Here is a 17,712-nt window from a genome sequence, read left to right on the forward strand (position 1 = left end):
GGCGGGCCCGCACGGACGAGGAACGGACGGGGAACAGGCGAGGAACGGACGAGGAACGGACGAGGAAACACCGGTGGGCCCGGCCGCATCTCGTCGGGCGCCGCGAGATCCCCCACGACGACGCCCTTCCAGGGCGGTGCCGTCTGCCGCGGTGAGCCGCGTTCACGACATCCGGAGCACCGACCCCCGTCAGCGCAGGTCGGCGGTCAGACGGTACCGGCCGGACGGCAGACGGTACGAGGACACCCCCTCCGCGTGCCCGAGGAAGCGCACGCCGGCCACGTCCGCCAGGGGGGTCCCGCCCTCACGGACCGAGTCCGGCGAGACGGCCGGAACGCGCAGGGTGGCCTCGCTGTTGGCGGGTACGGCCACGTCGTACTCCAGGCGCCGGCCGTCGCTGCCGACCTCCCACGCGCTGAGGATCTCCCCGTACGGCGACTCGTGCGTGGCGCGGACCCGGGTGATCCGACCCGTGGGATCGAGATGGGGTTGGAGCAGGAAGCGCCTGAAGCCGGGGGCGTCCGGGTCGCGGGCGATGCCTGCCATGTAGGCGTACATCCACTCCATGATCGCGCCGTAGGCGTAGTGGTTGAAGGAGTTCATGCCGACCGGGCCGAACCCGGCGTCCTCGGCCCAGGAGTTCCAGCGTTCCCAGACGGTGGTGGCACCGTTCTTCACCGAGAACAGCCAGGACGGCAGCGCGTCCTGGTGCAGCAGCTCGTACGCCAGGTCCGCGCGCCCCTCGTCGGTGAGGACCGGGGCGAGGATGTTGACCCCGAGGAAACCGACGGACAGCGTGTTCTCGGGGTACCGCACGCGGACACTGTCCGGGTGCGCCTCCTTGTGGGCCGCGTCGTTGCGGATGTCGTCCGCCAGGAGCGCGACCAGGGCGCGGCGCTGCGCCTCGTTCTCGTAGAAGCCGAGTTTGAGGACCCACAGCAGCGCGCTCTGGCTGTTGTCCTCCGTCTTCTCGTTCGGGTCGGAGCCCGGCTCGATCGGGGAGGCGTCCCCCAGCCCGGACCGGACGGTGACCCGGCCGCCCTCGGTGCTCAGGTACCTGGCGATGAACGCCTGCCTGATCCGTCCGAAGAGCTGCTCGTACGTCGCCGCCTGCTCGGCGCGGCCGATCGCGCGGGCCATGCGTGCCATCAGGTGTGCGGAGTAGCCGTAGTAGGCGTCGCTCATGAGCTGGGCGCTGGTCTTCTGCGGGGCGAGCCAGTCGCCGGTGAGGGAACCCTGCCCGGCGTAGGTGTCGCCGGTCTGCCGCCGGATCCAGTCCAGATAGCGGACCATCGAGGGCCAGTTGTCCTCGACGACGGTGATGTCGCCGGTCATCTGCCACAGGGTCCAGGGCAGGACGACTCCGCAGTCGGCCCAACCGCTGCCGCCGCCGGGGAAGTTGTAGCGGCCGCCGGGGGCCACGCCGGTGTACTGCGCCCCGTCCGCTCCGTAGATGGCCTGGGAGTCGACGACGGTGTCCTGGAAGTGGCTGAGGAAGGTGTAGGCGTCCGCGTTGTAGAGGCCGGTGACGGCGAAGACCTGGGTGTCGCCGGTCCAGCCGAGGCGTTCGTCGCGCTGCGGGCAGTCGGTGGGCACCCAGAGGTAGTTGCCGCGCTGGCCCCAGCGGATGTTGCTCGCCAACTGGTCGACATGGGGATCGTTGGTCGTGAACGTCCCGGTCTCGCGGACGACGGAGGTGGCGACCTTGCCCGTCAGCCCCGTGATGGTGACGGTCTGCGACGCGGTGACGGACACATGGCGGAAGCCGTAGAAGGTCAGGGAGTCCTGGTGGGCCTCCCCCTCCGGGTCGCCCTTGAGGATGTAGGTGCTGGTGGCCTCGGCGCTGCGGAGGTTGGCCCGGTAGAGCGAGCCCTCGGGGCCGTCGGCGCCGGCGCTGTCGTCGTTGAGGATCTCGGCGAACCGGAACTCGACCTCGGCACCGGCCGGGCCGCGCACGCCGTAGCGGGCCACACCGACCATGTTCTGGCCGAGGTCGAAGACGGCGGTCTCGCCGGCGGCGAGGGTGACCTGGGCGGTGGCCGCCTTCGCCGGGTCGGTCACCGTACGGGCTGCGTCCACGACGACCCGTCCCCGGCCGTGCGGGCTCTCCTCCCGGCCGGTCACGCCCGTGATGACGGTGACGGACCGCGGCCGCCGGTCCCAGCGGTCGACGAAACGCGCGCTCTCCCCCGGGTACGCCTGCAGGCGCACGCCCGGGTACCTGTCCTCGAAGGCGATGTGTTCCACGTCCGACCACGCGCTGTCGTCGAATCCGGGCGAGGTCCAGCCCGGCAGTTCCCGGCGGGCGTCGTAGGTCTGGCCGTCGTAGATGTCGTCGGCGCGGAACGGACCGGTGTCGGTGGCCTTCCAGCCTCCCGAGGTCCCCGTGACGACGGACCGGGTCGTCCCGTCCGTGTACCGGATCAGCAGCTTCGCCTTGACCGCGAGGGCGTTGCTGGACGGCGCGTGGTACGTGCTGCCTTCGGAGACACGGCCGTTGTACCAGCCGTTGCCCAGGACGACGGCGAGCGTGACCTCGGGCCCGTCCGCCAGGAGCGCGGTGACGTCGTAGGTCAGGTAGTCGACGCGGGCGTCGTAGTTCGTCCAGCCCGGCGGCAGGAGTTCGAGGGTGCGCTCACCGTCCTGCCGGACGGTCACCCGCTCTCCGTTGACGTGGGCCTCGTACACGCCGAGGGCGGAGAGGTACAACCGCGCGTCGCCGACCCGTCGGCCGTCGCCGCACCCGAGCGTTTCGCGGGTCCGCAGCAGGGGGGCGCCGGGCGAGCCGGGGACCTTCCCCTTCATGCCGATCCACCGTGCCCCGTCCCAGCCGCCCACGCCGTCGGTGCTCATCAGACCGGTCTCGAACACGGCGGGCGAGGCGGTGCCGGCCGCCCGGCCCTGGGTGTTCCAGACACGGACGGTCCAGTGGTAGCGGGTCGAGGCCCGCAGGGGGACGCCCGCGTAGCGGACGGCCACCGAGTCCGCCGAGCGCACCCGCCCGCTGTCCCAGACGTCGGCGCTCGCGGGGGTGAGCAGCTCCGGGGAGGTGGCGACGAGGATCTGGTACGACCCCTGCCGCCAGCCCCGGCCGGCGGACCGTGTACGCCAGCCGAAGCGCGGGCGGTCGGCGTCGACGCCGAGGGGATCGGTGCGGTGCTCGACCGTCAGCCCGTGGACGGGGCTCGGGTGCGGGCGGTGCGCTGTCCGCGCCGCCGCGCTCGTTCCTTCTGCGGTGGCACGTTCGTGGCTCATGCCGTCGGATCCTCTCGGTGGGGAAGGGGTCACAGGTCGCGGGAGGTGAACGTGTGCCGGCCGGAGCCGACCACGTGGATGGCGCGGTCGCCGGTGGGCATCCGGATCTCCGCCGTGGTGTTGGGCGGCAGCTCCGCGTGGAGCCGGAACCGGCCGTTGCGGCGGGTCCACCGCACGGACACCACGCCGTACGGGGTGCGGTAGCCGCCCTCGGCACGGGTGAGGTCGCCGACCGGGCGGGGGTCGACGACCAGCTCGCGGTAGCCGGCCCCGCCGGGAGCCTGGCGGATGCCCACCACACCGCTGTGGAACCACTCCTCGATCTGCAGCAGGATCATGTGGTTCTTGGAGTTGTCCATGTCCCAGGCTTCGGGAACGGTCGTCAGGCCCTGGGGATGGGCGGTGGTGGGTGCCATGAAGTACCCGTAGCCCGGGCGGGTGTCCTCCCGCAGGACGTCCCACAGGAGGTCGTCGTGGCCGCCCTCGTGCAGGGCCCGGACGATCGGGGCGAGGCCGAGGGTGCCGCCGCTGAGATGCGGGCCGCCTCCGAACGGCCGGTAGCCGCGGACCAGTTCCACCAGCGCGTCGAGGACCCTGCCGCGTTCGGTCTCCGGGACCAGGCCCTCGTCGAGCGCGAGCGCCTGCGCGGCCTGGGTCGCTCCGGCGGGGCCGCGGTCGCCCTCGGCGGTGTACCGGCCGAGGGCCGCGTGGTAGAAGGCGTCGTTGAACGCGTCCTTGATGTGGGCCGCGAGGCTGCGGTACTCGGCCGCGTCGGCGTCGCGGCCGAGCAGGGCCGCCATCCGGGCCATGCGGTCCGCGATCTGGTGGTATCCCCAGGTTCCGGTGATGCGGCCCGAGGTGTTCTCGGCGGCGATCCAGTCGGCCAGGGCCGCGTCCACGAGATGGGCGTCCGCGCCCGTGCCGGCCTTCCTGGTCCTGATGTAGTCCAGGAAGGCCCGCATCTGCGGGTAGGTGCGGGCCATCATCTGGGTGTCGCCGTACGTCTCGTACAGCAGCCAGGGCACCAGGACGATGCCGTTGCCCCAGTTGATCTCGTCGCCGAACCGGCCGGTGTACCCCCAGTCGTAGACCGGTGCCTTGAGCGCCACGTTGCCGATGTCGGCCCCGGCCCGGGACTGGCCCTCGACCAGGTGGCGCTGCATGGTGCGCAGGTAGGCCGCGTAGCCGAAGGTGCGGTGCAGGGAGCCGAAGGGCTGGACGTAGTCGGCGGGGTAGGCGAGCTTCTCGCGTCCGGGGCAGTCGGTGAAGGTGGACATGACGTTGCTCATGATCGAGTAACGGGCCATCCGGTGGATCCGGTTGATGCGCTCGTCGGAGGTGCGCAGGGAACCGGCGACCGGTACGTCCGCGTGGATCTGCAGGCCGGTCACCGTGTCGAGCGTCGGCACCAGGCCCTCGGGCAGGCCGGTCACCTGGAGCCACTGCATCCCGAAGTAGTGGAAGCGCGGATGCCAGTGCTCGCCTCCCTCGGCGCCGTACGTCGTGTAGGTGGCGAACACGTCGGTACCGCGGGCGGGGCCGCCGCCCATGATCGACGTCTGGTCGACGGTGCCGTCGGCGTTCAGCGACTCGGCGGGGCGCAGGGTGACCGTCGTACCCGCCGGGAGCGGGCCGTCGAGGCGCAACAGGGGCCAGCCGGCGAAGTTCTGCCCGAAGTCGAAGACCCACACCCCGGGGCGCGGCCGGGTCAGGGAGACCGGGCGGATCCGGTCGACCACCTTCAGCGGCTCGGCCACGCGCCACACCAGCTCGGTGGTCAGGTTGGGCGGCGGGGCGACACCGGCGTCGGTCCATCCCATGGCGGTGCCGTCCCGGCGCCGGGCCGTCGCGCCGAGGTCGGCGCCGGCGGCGGTCCAGGCCGGCTGTTCGCGTCGGGCGTCGTGGTCGGAGCCGGAGTACCAGTTCGCGGTGACGGTGGGGCCGAGCGCCGTCCTCCAGGTGCGGTCGCTGACGACGGTCTCGACCGTGCCGTCGGCCCTGGTGAGTTCCAGCCGGGCGATCAGCCGGGGCGTGACCGCGGCGCCCGCGCTCGGATCGGTGCTCGCGAGGGGGTTCCCGGATGCGGTGACGGCGGCGCCCTCGGCGTGCGCGGAGGCCAGGCCGGGCTCGAAGGTGATGCCGGTCCCGTCGGCGCCCGCGGTGCCGATCGCGGTGACGGTCCGGCACTCCAGCCGCTCTCCGCCGTCGCCGGTGTCGATGTTGACGGTGCCGCCGACGTGGTGGTTGGCCACGCTGCTCACCTGGACGGTGGTGGCGCCCCGGGCGGCGGGGGCGACGAGCGTGCCGCTGCCCTTGAACTGGCTCTGCCACCAGCTGTACGGGGCGGTGCGACCAGCGGCGGGGTTCGTGACGGACCGGGTCACCAGGGCCGTGCCGTGGCCGAGTTCGACGCCCAGGGTGTTGGCGCCGGAGCGGACGAGCCCCGTGACGTCGTACACGCGGTACTCGGTGGAGAGCTGGTAGTTGGAGTTGCCCGGGGCTAGCACCTCGTCGGTGACGGGCTCGTCGTTGAGCCGGGCCTCGTGCAGTCCGACGCCGGAGAGGTACAACCTGGCCTTGACCACCCTGCCGTCCACCCGGAAGGCGCGGGCGAACAGCGGCAGGGGCTGGTCGACGGTGCGGCCCGGGTACTCGATCCACCGGGCCTCGCCCCAGTCGGAGCGGTGAAACAGCCCCGTCTCCCAGCTGCCCGGCCGGCTCCACGGGGTCGCGCGGCCGTCCGCGCCCCAGACCCGGACCTGCCAGACCACGCGGTCGCGCGAGGCCGGGGTGGGCCCGTGCCAGGCGATGTCGGTCTGGGCCGCGGAGGGGGTCCGGCCGGTGTCCCACAGCAGACGGCCGCGGTCGAGGTCCTTCTCGGTGCGTGCCGCGCGGATGCGGTAGGCGGCCTGGGTCCATCCCGCGTCGGCCCCGCGCACCCGCCAGCTCAGGCGTGGCGCCGGGTCGTCGACGCCGAGCGGGCCGTCCTCGCGGCCGTTCACGGCCAGGCCGGTGACCCGGGCCCGGTGTCCGCCGTCCTCGTCGTCGGCGTGGGCCGCGGCCGCGGCCGGTCCGGGGACGACGGGCGCGGCCAGGCTCGCCGCGGAGACGGCCATGGTGCCGACGACCTTGCGCCGGCTGAACGTCTCGCTGGGCACCTCGGGCATACCGAACCTCCGGTCGATCGTGTGTGCGTGGGGGGTTAAAACGTTTCACCGAGGGGTCGGAAGAAGCCGTCGGCCACGGGTGGTGGCCGACGGCTCGGCGGTCAGCTCCCGGACTTGTAGTCGGCGTCCATCTCACCGAGCACCTTGCCGGGCGTGGACTGCCCGCTGAAGATCTCCTGCAGCCCGCTGAGCATGGTCTGCTGGACCTTGGGGTTGGGCCAGAGCTGGTCCATGAAGGGCACCGTGCGGTCGGACTCGATGAACTTGGAGAGTTCGGCGAGCGACGGGTCGGCGGCGAAGCCGGTGTCGGCGAGGGAGGGCAGCCCGCCCTGCTTGGCGACGAAGAGGTTCATGCCCTTGGGCGACATCACGAAGTCCACGAACTTCAGGGCCAGTTTCTCGTTCTTCGCCTTGGCGTTGACGGCGTAGCCCGCTCCCGCGGCGGCGGGGATGAGGGTCTGGGACGCATCGTCGGTGGCGGGCAGGGCCTTGAGCGTGAACGTGCCCTTCGGGTTCTTCCCCTTGAGGAGGGCGATCACCCAGTTGCCCTGCACGATGCCGAGGGTCTTGCCGGTGGCGGCGAGCTGCTGGCTGGCCTCGTAGTTGGTGCCCAGGGGGTTCTTCTGGAAGCAGCCGGTCTTCTCCATCGTCAGGTACTTGTCCAGGGCGGTGGTCCACGGCGACTTCGCGAAGGTCGCCTCACCGGCCTGCATCTTCTGGTCGAAGTCCGGGTCCTCGCCGTACACGGTCGTGGCGACCAGCGCGTACAGCACGAGCTGGGTCACCCAGTTGTCCTGGTTCCCGAGCGCGAAGGCCGGGGTTCCCTCGGCCTTCGCGGCCTTGCAGAAGGCGAGCAGGTCCGTCCAGCTGTCCGGCGCGGTGAGCCCGGCCTTCTTCAGGGCCTGCTCGTTGTAGACCGCTCCGATGCCGTTCTGGCCGAAGACCGCGGTGTAGGTCTTGCCCTGGTACTGGGCGACGGACTTCATCGCGTCCGGCAGCTTCGCCGCCCACGGGCGGTCCGACAGGTCGCGCAGGTAGCCGGGCTTGGCGAGGGTATAGGTGGCGGCCGGGTTGCCGTTGCCGGGCCAGACCGACATCACGTCGGGGGCGGTGCCCGAGGACAGCTGGGTGCGGATCTGCTGCTGGTACTGGTCGGCGCCGCTGGTGGTGTAGCGGACCTTGACACCGGGGTTGGCCTTCTCGAACGCCTTGACGACGTCCTGGATCGAGCCCTGGTCGACCGAGGACAGGGTCAGCGTTCCGCCGCCCGAGCCGCCGCCCGCGTTGCCGCCGGAGCCGGCGTTGGTGCCGCCGCTGCACGCGGCCAGGAGGGCCGTGGACGTGATCGCGGCGATCAGGACAGGGAGTGTGCGTGTCTTCATGAAGTCCCCCTCGGGGAGTGAGCCACCGTGCTTGAGGGTCGGCCGGGTGCCGGGGTCATCCCCGCAGTCCGCCCGCGAAGCCGTTGATGATGCTGCGCTGCAGCAGGAAGTAGACGAGCAGGACGGGCAGGATGCTGATCACCAGTGCGGCGAAGATGAGGTTCCAGTCGGTGACGTACTGGCCGACGAAACCGGACACGGCGACCGGCAGGGTCTGCTGGGCGCTGCCGCTGAGGTACAGCAGGGGGGTGAAGAAGTCGTTCCAGACGGCGACCGTGTTGAGCACGAGGGCGGTCACCGTGACCGGTTTGAGCATGGGCAGGATCACGTGGCGGAAGCCCTGCAGCGGGGTGCAGCCGTCGATGAGCGCCGCGTTCTCGAAGTCGCGGGGCAGGGCGCGCAGGAACCCGACGTAGAGGAAGACGGTGAACGGCACCTGCAGGCCCGAGTAGAACAGGACCAGCGCCCAGGGGGTGCCGAGCAGGCCCAGGTCCCGCATGGTCTGGTACAGCGGCAGGGAGGCGAGCTGGAAGGGCAGGGCGAGGCCGAGGAGGAAGGTCAGGTACGCGCCCCGGGACCAGCGGGCCGTGGCGCGGGCCAGCGGGTACGCCGCGAGCGCGGACACCGTGAGCACGATGACGACGCTGCACGCCGTCACCAGCAGGCTGTTGGCCAGCGCGCCGCCCAGCGCCCCCTGCTGCCATGCCTCGCTGAAGTTGTCCAGGGTGGGCGACCGTGTCGGGCTGATCGGGGAGGAGGTGTCGGAGGCGGGCCGCACCGCCAGGTTGACCAGGACGTACACCGGGAAGGCGACGAACAGGGCGGCGGCGATCATCGCCAGTTCCAGCGCGAAGGTGCGGCGGCCGTAGCGGTTCATGAGGCGGCCCTCTCGTTGCGCGACAGGGCGAGGTACTGCCCGGACGAGACGACCGCCACGATGATCGTGAGGACGACCGCGAGCGCGATGCTGTAGCCGAACTCGCCCAGGGTGAAGGCGTCCTTGTAGATCAGCGTCGAGATGGTGTCGGTGGCGTGTCCCGGCCCACCGCCCGTCAGGGCCCAGACCTGGTCGAAGAGTTTGATCCCGCCGATGATCGACAGCATCAGGTTGATGGTCAGGGCCGGGGCCAGCAGCGGCCGGGTGACCGACCAGAAGCGCCGTACGGGGCCGGCCCCGTCCATGGCCGCCGCCTCGTGGACCTCCTTGGGCACCGACTGCAGCCCGGCGAGGAAGATGACCATGGAGTAGCCGGCGAACTGCCAGACGATCACGCCGACCACCGACCACAGCGCCAGGGTCGGGCTGCCCAGCCAGTCCTGCCGCCATCCGCCGAGGCCGACCGCGCCGAGCAGACTGTTGACCGCTCCGTCCGGTCCGAGGAGGTTGCGCCAGAGGAAGGCGGTCACGACCGGGGTGATGACCGCCGGGGCGAACAGGAAGACCCGGAGCACGTTGCGGGACTTGATGACCGAGTTGACCCCGAGGGCCAGCAGCAGGCCCACCGCGTTCTGCGCGATCGTGATGGACACGGCGATCAGCAGGGTGTGCCCGATGGCCCGGGTCGCGTCCTCGTCCCGGAGCATCTCGGTGAAGTTGTCCAGGCCGACGAAGGAGAAGTCCGGGGAGAGACCGTCCCAGTCGGTGAAGGCGTAGTACACACCGCGCACGCTCGGGACCAGGACGACGAAGACGAACAGCAGCATCGCGGGGAGGGCGAACCACCAGGGCGCGGTGGTCGGCGCGCGCCGGCCCCGTGGCGCCGGCCGCGCGCCCGGAGGCCGGCCGGCGTCCGGAAGTCGCTGGTGCGGGGTGACGGTCACCTGCGAACCTCATTTCTTGAAACGATTCACATCATCTGCCGGATGGCCTGTTCCGCTCCGCGCCCACCGGGGCGGAGCCGTTGCCACGTCGTCCTGGGATCCGGCGACGGAGCGGTGGGACGCACCGACTGCCGGACAGCGGGGGGCCGGAACGTTTTGGGTAACGTTTCCCAAAGGGTGTGGCCAGACCCTAAGGAGCGTCCCGCGGGACGTCAAGATGTTGCGCACACACTTCGGTGGTGTGACGACGGCGGCACATCCGCGTGCGGGGGCACCTCCCTGAGCTGCGGAATCCGGCCTTAGACTCGGCCGCCCGACGCCACCCAGAGAGGCAAGGACCCGGATGGAGCCGACAGCATCACGTCGCAGGATCACCATCGTCGACGTCGCGCGACACGCCCGGGTCTCCGTCACCTCGGTGTCCAAGGTGCTGCGCAACGCCTACGGGGCGAGCCCCGAGATGCAGGCCAAAGTGCGCCGCGCCATAGACGAGTTGGGCTACCGCCCGCACGCGGGCGCCCGGGCCCTGCGGGGGCAGACGTACACGATCGGCGTGATGCTGCCCGACATCCGCAACCCGTTCTTCCCCGAGATCCTCGACGGCGTCACCGAATCGCTGGAGGAGACCGACTACCAGGTGTTCCTGGGGCCGGGCTGCAACGGCGAGAAGGCGGAGGCCAGGGTCACCGAGGCGATGATCGACCGCGGGATGGACGGCCTCATCCTGGTCGCGCCGGTCTCCTCCCGTGCCCATCTGGAGCACGTCGCCACCGCGGTGCCCACCGTCGTGGTCGGCCGCCACGGCTCCTCCGCCCTGTACGACACGGTGGCCGACGACGACGCCGAGGGCGCCGCCCTCGTCGTCCGCCACCTCGCCGGTCTCGGCCACCACCGGATCGCCCACGTCGAGCATCACGAGACCGACACCGCGCGGCTCGCGGAGATGCCCAACGCCCGTCGCGCGGACGGATACCGGCAGGCCATGAGGGTGCAGGGGCTGGCGGAGCAGATCGACGTGATCTCCACCAGCTACAGCCAGGAGGGCGGCCACCGGGCGGCGCTGGAGCTGCTGGCCCGGCCCCCCGCCGCCCGGCCGACCGCCCTCTTCGCCGGGGCGGACGTCGTCGCCATGGGTGTGCTCGAGGCGCTCGCCGACGCCGGTTGGTCGGTTCCCGGCGACCTCTCGGTGGCCGGCTACGACAACACCACGTTCGCCGCGTTCGGCCCGGTCTCGCTCACCAGCGTCGACCAGGCGGGCCGGGAGATGGGCCGCCATGCCGTACGGCTCCTCCTGGACCGGATCGCCGACCACGGCCGCCCGTCGGCCAAGGTGACCCTCTCCCCCACGCTGGTGACGCGCCGGTCCACCGCCCGCCCGGCGGAGTGACCCGACCCCTGCGAGCGACACCCGGGCATTCCATCGTTCGGTTGAATGTGCGATCGAATGTTTGAGAAACGTTGCCCAAAGGAGGGCGGTGGCGTGAGGATGAGTGACGCCCGACGGCCGTGGCGGAGCCAGGCGCCGGGCCTCATCCGTCCCCCACCGAGAGGTCTCCCCCGTATGTCCAGGTTCAGCAGGCGACATGTCCTCGCCACCGGCGCCGGAGCAGCCGTCGGCATCGGCGCGTTCGGCGCTTCGACCGGCACGGCCGCGGCCTCTCCGGCGGCTTCCTCACGGACCGGCGGACGCGAGGAGACCCGTACGCTCGACGAGCTGTACCGGGCCGCGCTCGCGGAGGGCGGCAAGCTGGTCGTCTACGCGGGCGGCGACACCCCGACCCAGCAGGACGGCACCAAGGCCGCCTTCCGGGACCGCTTCCCCGAGATCGACCTGACGCTGATCGTCGACTACAGCAAGTACCACGACGTGCGGCTCGACAACCAGTTCGCCACCGACACCGTGGTGCCGGACGTCGTCTCCTTCCAGACCCTGCACGACTTCGACCGCTGGAAGCGGCAGGGCCGCCTGTTGCCCTACAAGCCGGCCGGTTTCTCCCAGGTGTACGACGCCTTCAAGGACCCGCAGGGCACGTGGGTGGCCACCGGCGCGATCGCCTTCAGCTTCCTGTACGACACCGCGGCCGTCGGCTCGACGAGGCCGCTGACCCCGCTCGACCTGGTCGACCCGAAGTGGAAGGGCAAGATCGCCTCGTCCTTCCCGCACGACGACGACGCGGTGCTCTACCTGTTCGCGCTGTACGCCCGCGCCTACGGCTGGGACTGGGTGGCCGACTTCGCCGCCCAGGACGTGCGGTTCGCCCGGGGCAGCAACTCGCCGGGCGACGCCGTCTTCGGCGGCCGGAAGACGATCGGCGTCGGGACGGCGGGATCCGCGGTCGGCTCCTCCCCCGTGACGTTCGCGATCGAGGCCGGACACCCGTTCATGGCCTGGGGTCAGCGCACCGCGATCCTCAAGTCGGCGAAGAACTCCACAGCCGCCAAGCTCTTCCTCAACTGGCAGCTGTCCAAGGAGATGCAGAACGGCTCCTTCAACGGCTGGTCCGTGCGCACCGACGTCACTCCCCCGGCCGGCCTGAAGCCGATCTGGAAGTACCCCCAGGCCAACGTGGACGGCTTCCCCCGCTTCATGGCCGACCGGGCCGCGGTCGAGCGCTGGAAGCAGACGTTCGCCCTGTACTTCGGCGAGGTCCAGGGCCCCCCGACGCCCGGCCGGCTCGGACTGCACCCGGGCGCCTGAGGGCCGCCGTCGCCGCCGACCGCTGTTCCGGGCGGCCGGCGGCGACGGCATCGTCGCGCGGCCCGCGCGTACACGGTCCGGCGACCGCCGTCTCCCTGAGCAGGGGCAAGATCGGTACGGTGGCGGGCGGGACCACGAGAGGGGCGGAGCGGCCGTGAGTGAGCAGGCAGGCATCAGGACGGCCAAGGAGGCCGCCGACCACGAGCTCGTGCTCGCGTTCGGACGGCTGCAGGGGGCGGCCAACCGGCTGGAGTACATCCTCGGGCGGGCGCTGGAGGTGGAGTGCGGTGTCAGCCATCTGATGTTCGAGGTGCTGCTGATCCTCGGCCGGGCGGGCGAACCGGGGTTGTCCATGCGGGCCATCGCCCAGGAGCAGGTGCTCACCTCCGGCGGGGCCACCCGCCTGGTGGACCGCATGGAGGCGGCCGGCCTCGTGACCCGCCAGGAGTCCCCCACCGACCGGCGCGGAAAGCTGGTCCGGCTGACCGCACGGGGCGAGGAGACGACGGTGCGCGCCGCCCGGGTCCATGTCGAGAACATCAAGGAGCACTTCCTCGGCCCCCTCCCGGAGGGGGACCGCGAGCGGTTCACCGAGGACCTGCGCATCCTCAGCCACACGGCCCGGGACATCCTGCCCCGGCTGCCCTGACCCGCGCGCAACCCCTCCGGCACCAGCTCCGCGTACTGCCGTGCTCGGGTCATCTCCGCGTGCCGTCCTCGGGCCGGTGCCCGACATCGACGGCTCGGCTCGACGTTCTCACCGACGACGACCGCGCGTGACCCACGTCACACAAGTCTGCCGAAATACCTGATACGTCAGCTACTGTTCTGTCAGGTGATCGCCCGCGCCGGGCGAGCGTCACACGCCTGTTGAGGTCATGATGAAGCTGGTCTACGTTTTCGACGCCTACTGCGGCTGGTCCCACGGATTCTCCGCGACCCTGCGCGATGTGGCCTCACGCCACCCCGAACTGCCGGTGGACGTGGTCTCCGGCGGCCTGTTCACCGGATCGCGCCGGGTGCCGATCCGTGAGTTCGGCTATGTCCAGGGCGCGAACGCGCAGATCACCGACCTGACCGGCGCCGAGTTCGGTGAGGGGTACCAGCGGCTGATCGCCGACGGTTCGTTCGTCATGGACTCCGAGGCGGCCGCCCGTGGCGTCGCCGCGCTGCGGCAGGCCGCCCCCGACCGGGCCGCCGCCCTGGCCACGGAGGTGCAGCACGCCTTCTACACCGACGGTCACAGCCTGTCGGACCCGGACACCTACCGTGCGGTCGCCCAGGCCGCCGGGCTGGACGCCGACGCCGTCGTGGCCGCGTTCGCATCGCCCGACGCACGGGCCGCCGCCCAGGCCGACTTCCGCCGCGCGGCGGAACTGGGCGTCACCGGCTTCCCCACCCTGCTCGCCGTCGAAGGTGACTCCGTCGCCCCTCTGGCGTACGGCCGCGCCACCGCGGACGAGATCGACCGGCGCCTGGCGTCCTACGCCGCCACCCTCGCCTCCTGACCTTCCCCGTCCCCACCCCACGCAAGGAGCCCTCGCATGAGCACCCTCGACTTCAAGGTCCTGGACCTCGACTTCCCGGCCGGCAGCAAGAACAAGACCGCCACCCTCGTCACCGGTGAGAGCGAGGCGCTGCTGGTGGACGCCGGGTTCACCCGCGCCGACGGGCACCGCCTGGTCGCCGAGGTCCTCGACTCCGGCAAGACGCTGACCACCGTGTTCGTCTCCCACGGCGACCCCGACTTCTACTTCGGCGCCGAGGTCGTCGCCGACGCCTTCCCGGACGCGGTCTTCGTCGCCACCCCGATCGTCATCGAGCACATCCGGCACTCCTACGAGGGCAAGCTCAAGGCCTGGGCCGCGCTCGGCCCCAACCTGCCCACCCGCCTGGTCGACCTGGAGCCGCTGACCGGCGACCTCACCCTGGAGGGCCACCGCTTCGAACTCAAGGGCGGCCCCGCCGGACTGCCCGACCGGCACTACCTCTGGCAGGCCGAGTCCCGTGCCCTCCTGGGCGGCGTCCTGCTCTTCCAGCAGGAGCACGTCTGGGTCGCCGACACCCCCACGCCCGAGGACCGCGCCGTCTGGACCGGCCTCCTGGACGAGATGGCCGCTCTCGACCCCCGGCTCGTCGTCCCCGGCCACCGCCTGCCCGGCACCGCCGCCGACGCCTCCGCCATCACCGCCACCCGCGACTACCTCACCGCGTTCGAGGAGGAACTCGCCCAGGCGGCCGACGGCGCCGCGCTGACCGAGGCACTCGTCAAGCGCCACCCCGACCACGGCATGCTCATCGCCGCCCAGATCGGCGCGAAGGTCGCCAAGGGCGAGATGAAGTGGGGCTGACCATGACCGAGTTCGCGACCTCCCCCGCGCCCGCCGACGTCGTACGGCGCCAGTACCTGGCCTCCGCCGCCGGCGACCTCGAAGCCCTGCGCGCCACCCTCGCCCCCGACGTGGAGTGGACGGAGATGGCCGGCTTCCCCCTCGCCGGTACCTACCGCACCCCGCACGGCGTCACCTCGAACGTGATGGAACAGCTCGGCAAGGACTGGGACGGCTGGGCCGCCCACGACGACACCTACGTCGTCGACGGCGAGAACGTCGTCGTCCTGGCCCGCTACACCGCCGCCCACAAGGGCACCGGCAAGAACATCGACGTCCGGGTCGCCCACCACTTCATCGTCCGCGGCGGGCTCATCGTCCGCTTCGAACAGTTCGTCGACACCGCACTCGTCCGCGACGCGGCGATGCCCTGAGCGGACCCCGCCGAGGCTCTTCCGGCCCGGCAGGACCGGATCGGCCGTGCCCCGCTCCTCCCGACGTACCCACCCGCCCCGCGACCGCGCGGGGCGGGTGGTCGGCGTGGGCCGGCACCTCCCGTCATTCCCCCAGCAGCCGTCGCAGCCACCGCAGCCGGGCCTCCCGGGCGTCGGCCGACAGGGCCGCCCGGGGCACCAGGCCGTCGAAGCCGTGGAATCCGCCCGGCCAGACGTGCAGTTCGGCGCTTCCCCCGGCCTGCCAGATCCTGGAGGCGTAGGTGACGTCCTCGTCCCGGAAGGTCTCCGCGGAGCCGACGTCGATGAAGGCGGGAGGCAGGCCGGAGAGGTCGGCCGCGCGGGCCGGGGCCGCGTACGGCTCGACGGTGTCGGTGCCACGCCGCTCCCCCAGCAGGGCGTTCCACCCCGTTTCGTTCGCGCTGCGGTCCCACACCCCGAGCCCCGCCATCTGATGGGCGGAGAACGTGTCGTTGCGGTCGTCCAGCATCGGGCACATCAGCAGCTGGCCGAGGAGGCGTGGGCCCTCGCGGTCCCGGGCGAGGAGGGCCAGGGCCGCGGCGAGTCCGCCGCCCGCGCTGCCCCCGGCGAGGACGAGACGGTCCGGGTCACCGCCGATCTCGCCGGCGTGCTCGGCCGTCCACACCAGGCCCGCGTAGCAGTCCTCGACCGGTGCCGGGTGCGGATGCTCGGGGGCGAGGCGGTACTCCACCGACACGACGACCAGGCCCAGTTCCTCCGCCCAGTCCAGGGGCAGCCCCAGTCGGTTGGTGCCCACGATCATGCCGCCCGGGTGGGTGAAGTAGACGATCGGTCGGGGGCCCGGCACGGAGGTCGGGCGGCAGATCAACAGCGAGACTCCGGGGGCGCCCGGCGGTCCGGGCACGGTCCGCTCCCACACCTCGAAGAGTCCGCCGCAGCTCAGTTCGTCGTTCGTCGGCAGGGGGACCTCGGCGCGCAGCCGCTCCCTCGCCGCGGGGATGTCCTCCGGGGTCGCGGTGGTCGGTGCCTGGTCGCCCAGGTCGGCGAGAACGGCCGCCAGCTCCGGGTCGAACGGCGGAGGGGGCGTGGTCATCTGGACCTCCTGAAGGCTGATGGTCGTTGGCGTCCGGCTCCGTCGGGAAGGGCCCCGGGCCGGGGCGGAGCAGTGCCGTGGGGGTGCGCGCCCGACGGGCGTGGGTGTGCCCGCGGGCAAGCCCGGACGGGCGTGGCGGTGAACGGCGCCGGGGTTTCGGCCCCCGCGGTCGTACGGGACCGGCGCGTGCGCCCGTCGCTGCCGGGCCGTGCGCGGACGTACCTCCGGCGGACAGCGGGGCGCGGCGAAATGGTTCGTCCCGGTGTCGCGCGAGCCCCCGCTCCGCGGCGGACGGGCGGAACCGTAACCGGACGCCCCGCCCGCCGTCCACCCTCCTCACGGAGAGCGACCGTTCCGGGAGCCGGTGGGCGACTCGGGTCGAGTCGCACGGGCCCCGTACGGCCGTGGTTCGTGCGGGCCGGGTGTGTACGGACCCGGCGATCCGGGGCACCGGGTGGGCCCCCGCGGTCGCGCGTCCCCTCAGGCGGAGTCCCGTGCCTCGATCCGCAGCGGGTCCTCGACGGGGCCCGCCGGGGACTCCTTGCCTTCGAGTGCGTCCACGACGCGGCGGGCCAGTCCGCGCGCGAGGGTGTCGGTGTCGCGGACGACCGTGGTCAGCGCCGGCCGCAGCAGGGCCGAGCCGGGGATGTCGTCGACGCCGATCACGGCGAGGTCCTGCGGGGCGCGGAGCCCGAGGGACTGCAGGGCCAGCAGCACGGCCATGGCGATGTCGTCGTTGAACGCGCAGACGCCCGTCACCGGGGGGTCGGCGGCGAGCCATCCCTTCACCACGTCCGCGGCGCCGTTCAGCTCCAGCGGGACGGCGCGGACGTCGGGCTCCGGAAGGCCGCGCTCGGCGCAGACCCGGCGGACGCCGTCCAGCCGCGGCTGGGCCAGGACGTCGAGTCGTGGCAGGTCCGGATAGGCGTAACCGAGCCGCTGGTGGGAGCCGGCGAGGTGCCGGGCCTGCAGCGCGCCGATCGGCTCCTCGGACACCAGCGGGGACCGGGGACCGCCCGGTGCCGAGCCGTGCAGGGTCATGACGACCTCGATGCCCACCGCGCGCATGGCCTCGGCCTCGGTCTCGGGGAACTCGCTCAGGGCCAGGACCGCGGCCGGTGTCAGGGCCCGCCAGATCTCCCGCAGGGGCCGGGCGGGCCGGGCCGAGGAGTGCACGAGGAAGGTGAACTCGTGTTCGGCGAAGGCATTGGTCAGCTGCTGGATGAGGCGGCCGAGCACATGCTGGATCGGCCAGTCGGGCAGCACGCCGAGCACGATGTCGGAGCGCCCGGTCCGCAGGGTGCGCGCGGCGGCCGAGGGCGCGTAGCCGAGGCGGGCGGCGGCCTCCCACACCCGTCGGCGGGTGGCCTCGGCGATCTTCTGGTGGGGGGTGTCGTTGAGGACGTAGCTGACCGTCGCCCGCGAGACTCCGGCCTCCCGCGCGACGTCCCCGCTGGTGACCCGTCCGCCCTTGGACGTCCCGGCCATGCGCCCCCACCCTCCGACAGCTCCGACAGACCTCTTGCCAAACC

The 17,712-nt window shown here is 72.1% G+C and carries 13 protein-coding genes; 6 read left to right on the plus strand and 7 right to left on the minus strand.

What is annotated here, in order from left to right; genetic code table 11:
* Positions 1-189: 189 nt before the first annotated feature.
* From PYR72_RS06785 to PYR72_RS06805, 5 genes are all read right to left on the minus strand, one after another.
* Positions 190-3,255, minus strand: coding sequence for an alpha-L-rhamnosidase (locus PYR72_RS06785; protein WP_275454407.1), 3,066 nt, complete (start codon positions 3,253-3,255; stop codon positions 190-192).
* Positions 3,256-3,284: 29 nt separating this feature from the next.
* Positions 3,285-6,422: an alpha-L-rhamnosidase gene (locus PYR72_RS06790; protein WP_275454408.1), complete on the minus strand. Its 3,138-nt coding sequence runs from the start codon at positions 6,420-6,422 to the stop codon at positions 3,285-3,287.
* A gap of 101 nt (positions 6,423-6,523) precedes the next feature.
* Positions 6,524-7,804, minus strand: a complete 1,281-nt coding sequence (locus PYR72_RS06795) for an extracellular solute-binding protein (protein WP_275454409.1) — start codon at positions 7,802-7,804, stop codon at positions 6,524-6,526.
* 55 nt (positions 7,805-7,859) lie between these two features.
* Positions 7,860-8,681 carry a carbohydrate ABC transporter permease gene (locus tag PYR72_RS06800; protein ID WP_275454410.1) on the minus strand — a complete coding sequence of 274 codons (822 nt, stop codon included), beginning with the start codon at positions 8,679-8,681 and terminating at the stop codon, positions 7,860-7,862.
* Entirely contained in the window at positions 8,678-9,625 is a 948-nt protein-coding gene (locus tag PYR72_RS06805; protein WP_275454411.1) for a sugar ABC transporter permease, read from the minus strand. Before PYR72_RS06805 ends, PYR72_RS06800 begins: the two co-directional genes overlap by 4 nt.
* A 343-nt stretch (positions 9,626-9,968) precedes the next feature.
* On the opposite strand from PYR72_RS06805, the gene PYR72_RS06810 reads away from it, so the two are divergent.
* From PYR72_RS06810 to PYR72_RS06835, 6 genes are all read left to right on the plus strand, one after another.
* Positions 9,969-11,012, plus strand: coding sequence for a LacI family DNA-binding transcriptional regulator (locus PYR72_RS06810; RefSeq protein WP_275454412.1), 1,044 nt, complete (start codon positions 9,969-9,971; stop codon positions 11,010-11,012).
* 174 nt (positions 11,013-11,186) lie between these two features.
* On the plus strand, positions 11,187-12,323 hold the full coding sequence (locus PYR72_RS06815; protein WP_275454413.1) for an extracellular solute-binding protein: 1,137 nt from the start codon (positions 11,187-11,189) through the stop codon (positions 12,321-12,323).
* Between the two features lie 154 nt (positions 12,324-12,477).
* Positions 12,478-12,972, plus strand: a complete 495-nt coding sequence (locus tag PYR72_RS06820; RefSeq protein WP_275454414.1) for a MarR family transcriptional regulator — start codon at positions 12,478-12,480, stop codon at positions 12,970-12,972.
* A gap of 232 nt (positions 12,973-13,204) precedes the next feature.
* Positions 13,205-13,831, plus strand: a complete 627-nt coding sequence (locus PYR72_RS06825; RefSeq protein WP_275460345.1) for a DsbA family protein — start codon at positions 13,205-13,207, stop codon at positions 13,829-13,831.
* Between the two features lie 36 nt (positions 13,832-13,867).
* Entirely contained in the window at positions 13,868-14,674 is an 807-nt protein-coding gene (locus PYR72_RS06830) for an MBL fold metallo-hydrolase (protein WP_275454415.1), read from the plus strand.
* Positions 14,675-14,676: 2 nt separating this feature from the next.
* Positions 14,677-15,087, plus strand: coding sequence for a nuclear transport factor 2 family protein (locus tag PYR72_RS06835; protein WP_275454416.1), 411 nt, complete (start codon positions 14,677-14,679; stop codon positions 15,085-15,087).
* Positions 15,088-15,211: 124 nt separating this feature from the next.
* On the opposite strand, the gene PYR72_RS06840 is transcribed toward PYR72_RS06835, so the two are convergent.
* Complete coding sequence (locus PYR72_RS06840; RefSeq protein ID WP_275454417.1) at positions 15,212-16,180, minus strand: alpha/beta hydrolase fold domain-containing protein; 969 nt, start codon at positions 16,178-16,180, stop codon at positions 15,212-15,214.
* A 480-nt stretch (positions 16,181-16,660) separates the two neighbouring features.
* Complete coding sequence (locus PYR72_RS06845; protein ID WP_275454418.1) at positions 16,661-17,668, minus strand: LacI family DNA-binding transcriptional regulator; 1,008 nt, start codon at positions 17,666-17,668, stop codon at positions 16,661-16,663.
* Between the last annotated feature and the right edge of the window lie 44 nt (positions 17,669-17,712).

It is taken from the genome of Streptomyces sp. VNUA24 (assembly GCF_029167005.1).
GTDB classification, from domain to species: domain Bacteria; phylum Actinomycetota; class Actinomycetes; order Streptomycetales; family Streptomycetaceae; genus Streptomyces; species Streptomyces scabiei.

Bases quoted from the DNA above. Each gene is read 5' to 3' on its own strand.
- PYR72_RS06785 (WP_275454407.1), bottom strand. From the start codon at position 3,255: ATGAGCCACGAACGTGCCACCGCAGAAGGAACGAGCGCGGCGGCGCGG.
- PYR72_RS06790 (WP_275454408.1), bottom strand. From the start codon at position 6,422: ATGCCCGAGGTGCCCAGCGAGACGTTCAGCCGGCGCAAGGTCGTCGGC.
- PYR72_RS06795 (WP_275454409.1), bottom strand. From the start codon at position 7,804: ATGAAGACACGCACACTCCCTGTCCTGATCGCCGCGATCACGTCCACG.
- PYR72_RS06800 (WP_275454410.1), bottom strand. From the start codon at position 8,681: ATGAACCGCTACGGCCGCCGCACCTTCGCGCTGGAACTGGCGATGATC.
- PYR72_RS06810 (WP_275454412.1), top strand. From the start codon at position 9,969: ATGGAGCCGACAGCATCACGTCGCAGGATCACCATCGTCGACGTCGCG.
- PYR72_RS06815 (WP_275454413.1), top strand. From the start codon at position 11,187: ATGTCCAGGTTCAGCAGGCGACATGTCCTCGCCACCGGCGCCGGAGCA.
- PYR72_RS06825 (WP_275460345.1), top strand. From the start codon at position 13,205: ATGAAGCTGGTCTACGTTTTCGACGCCTACTGCGGCTGGTCCCACGGA.
- PYR72_RS06830 (WP_275454415.1), top strand. From the start codon at position 13,868: ATGAGCACCCTCGACTTCAAGGTCCTGGACCTCGACTTCCCGGCCGGC.
- PYR72_RS06835 (WP_275454416.1), top strand. From the start codon at position 14,677: ATGACCGAGTTCGCGACCTCCCCCGCGCCCGCCGACGTCGTACGGCGC.
- PYR72_RS06840 (WP_275454417.1), bottom strand. From the start codon at position 16,180: ATGACCACGCCCCCTCCGCCGTTCGACCCGGAGCTGGCGGCCGTTCTC.
- PYR72_RS06845 (WP_275454418.1), bottom strand. From the start codon at position 17,668: ATGGCCGGGACGTCCAAGGGCGGACGGGTCACCAGCGGGGACGTCGCG.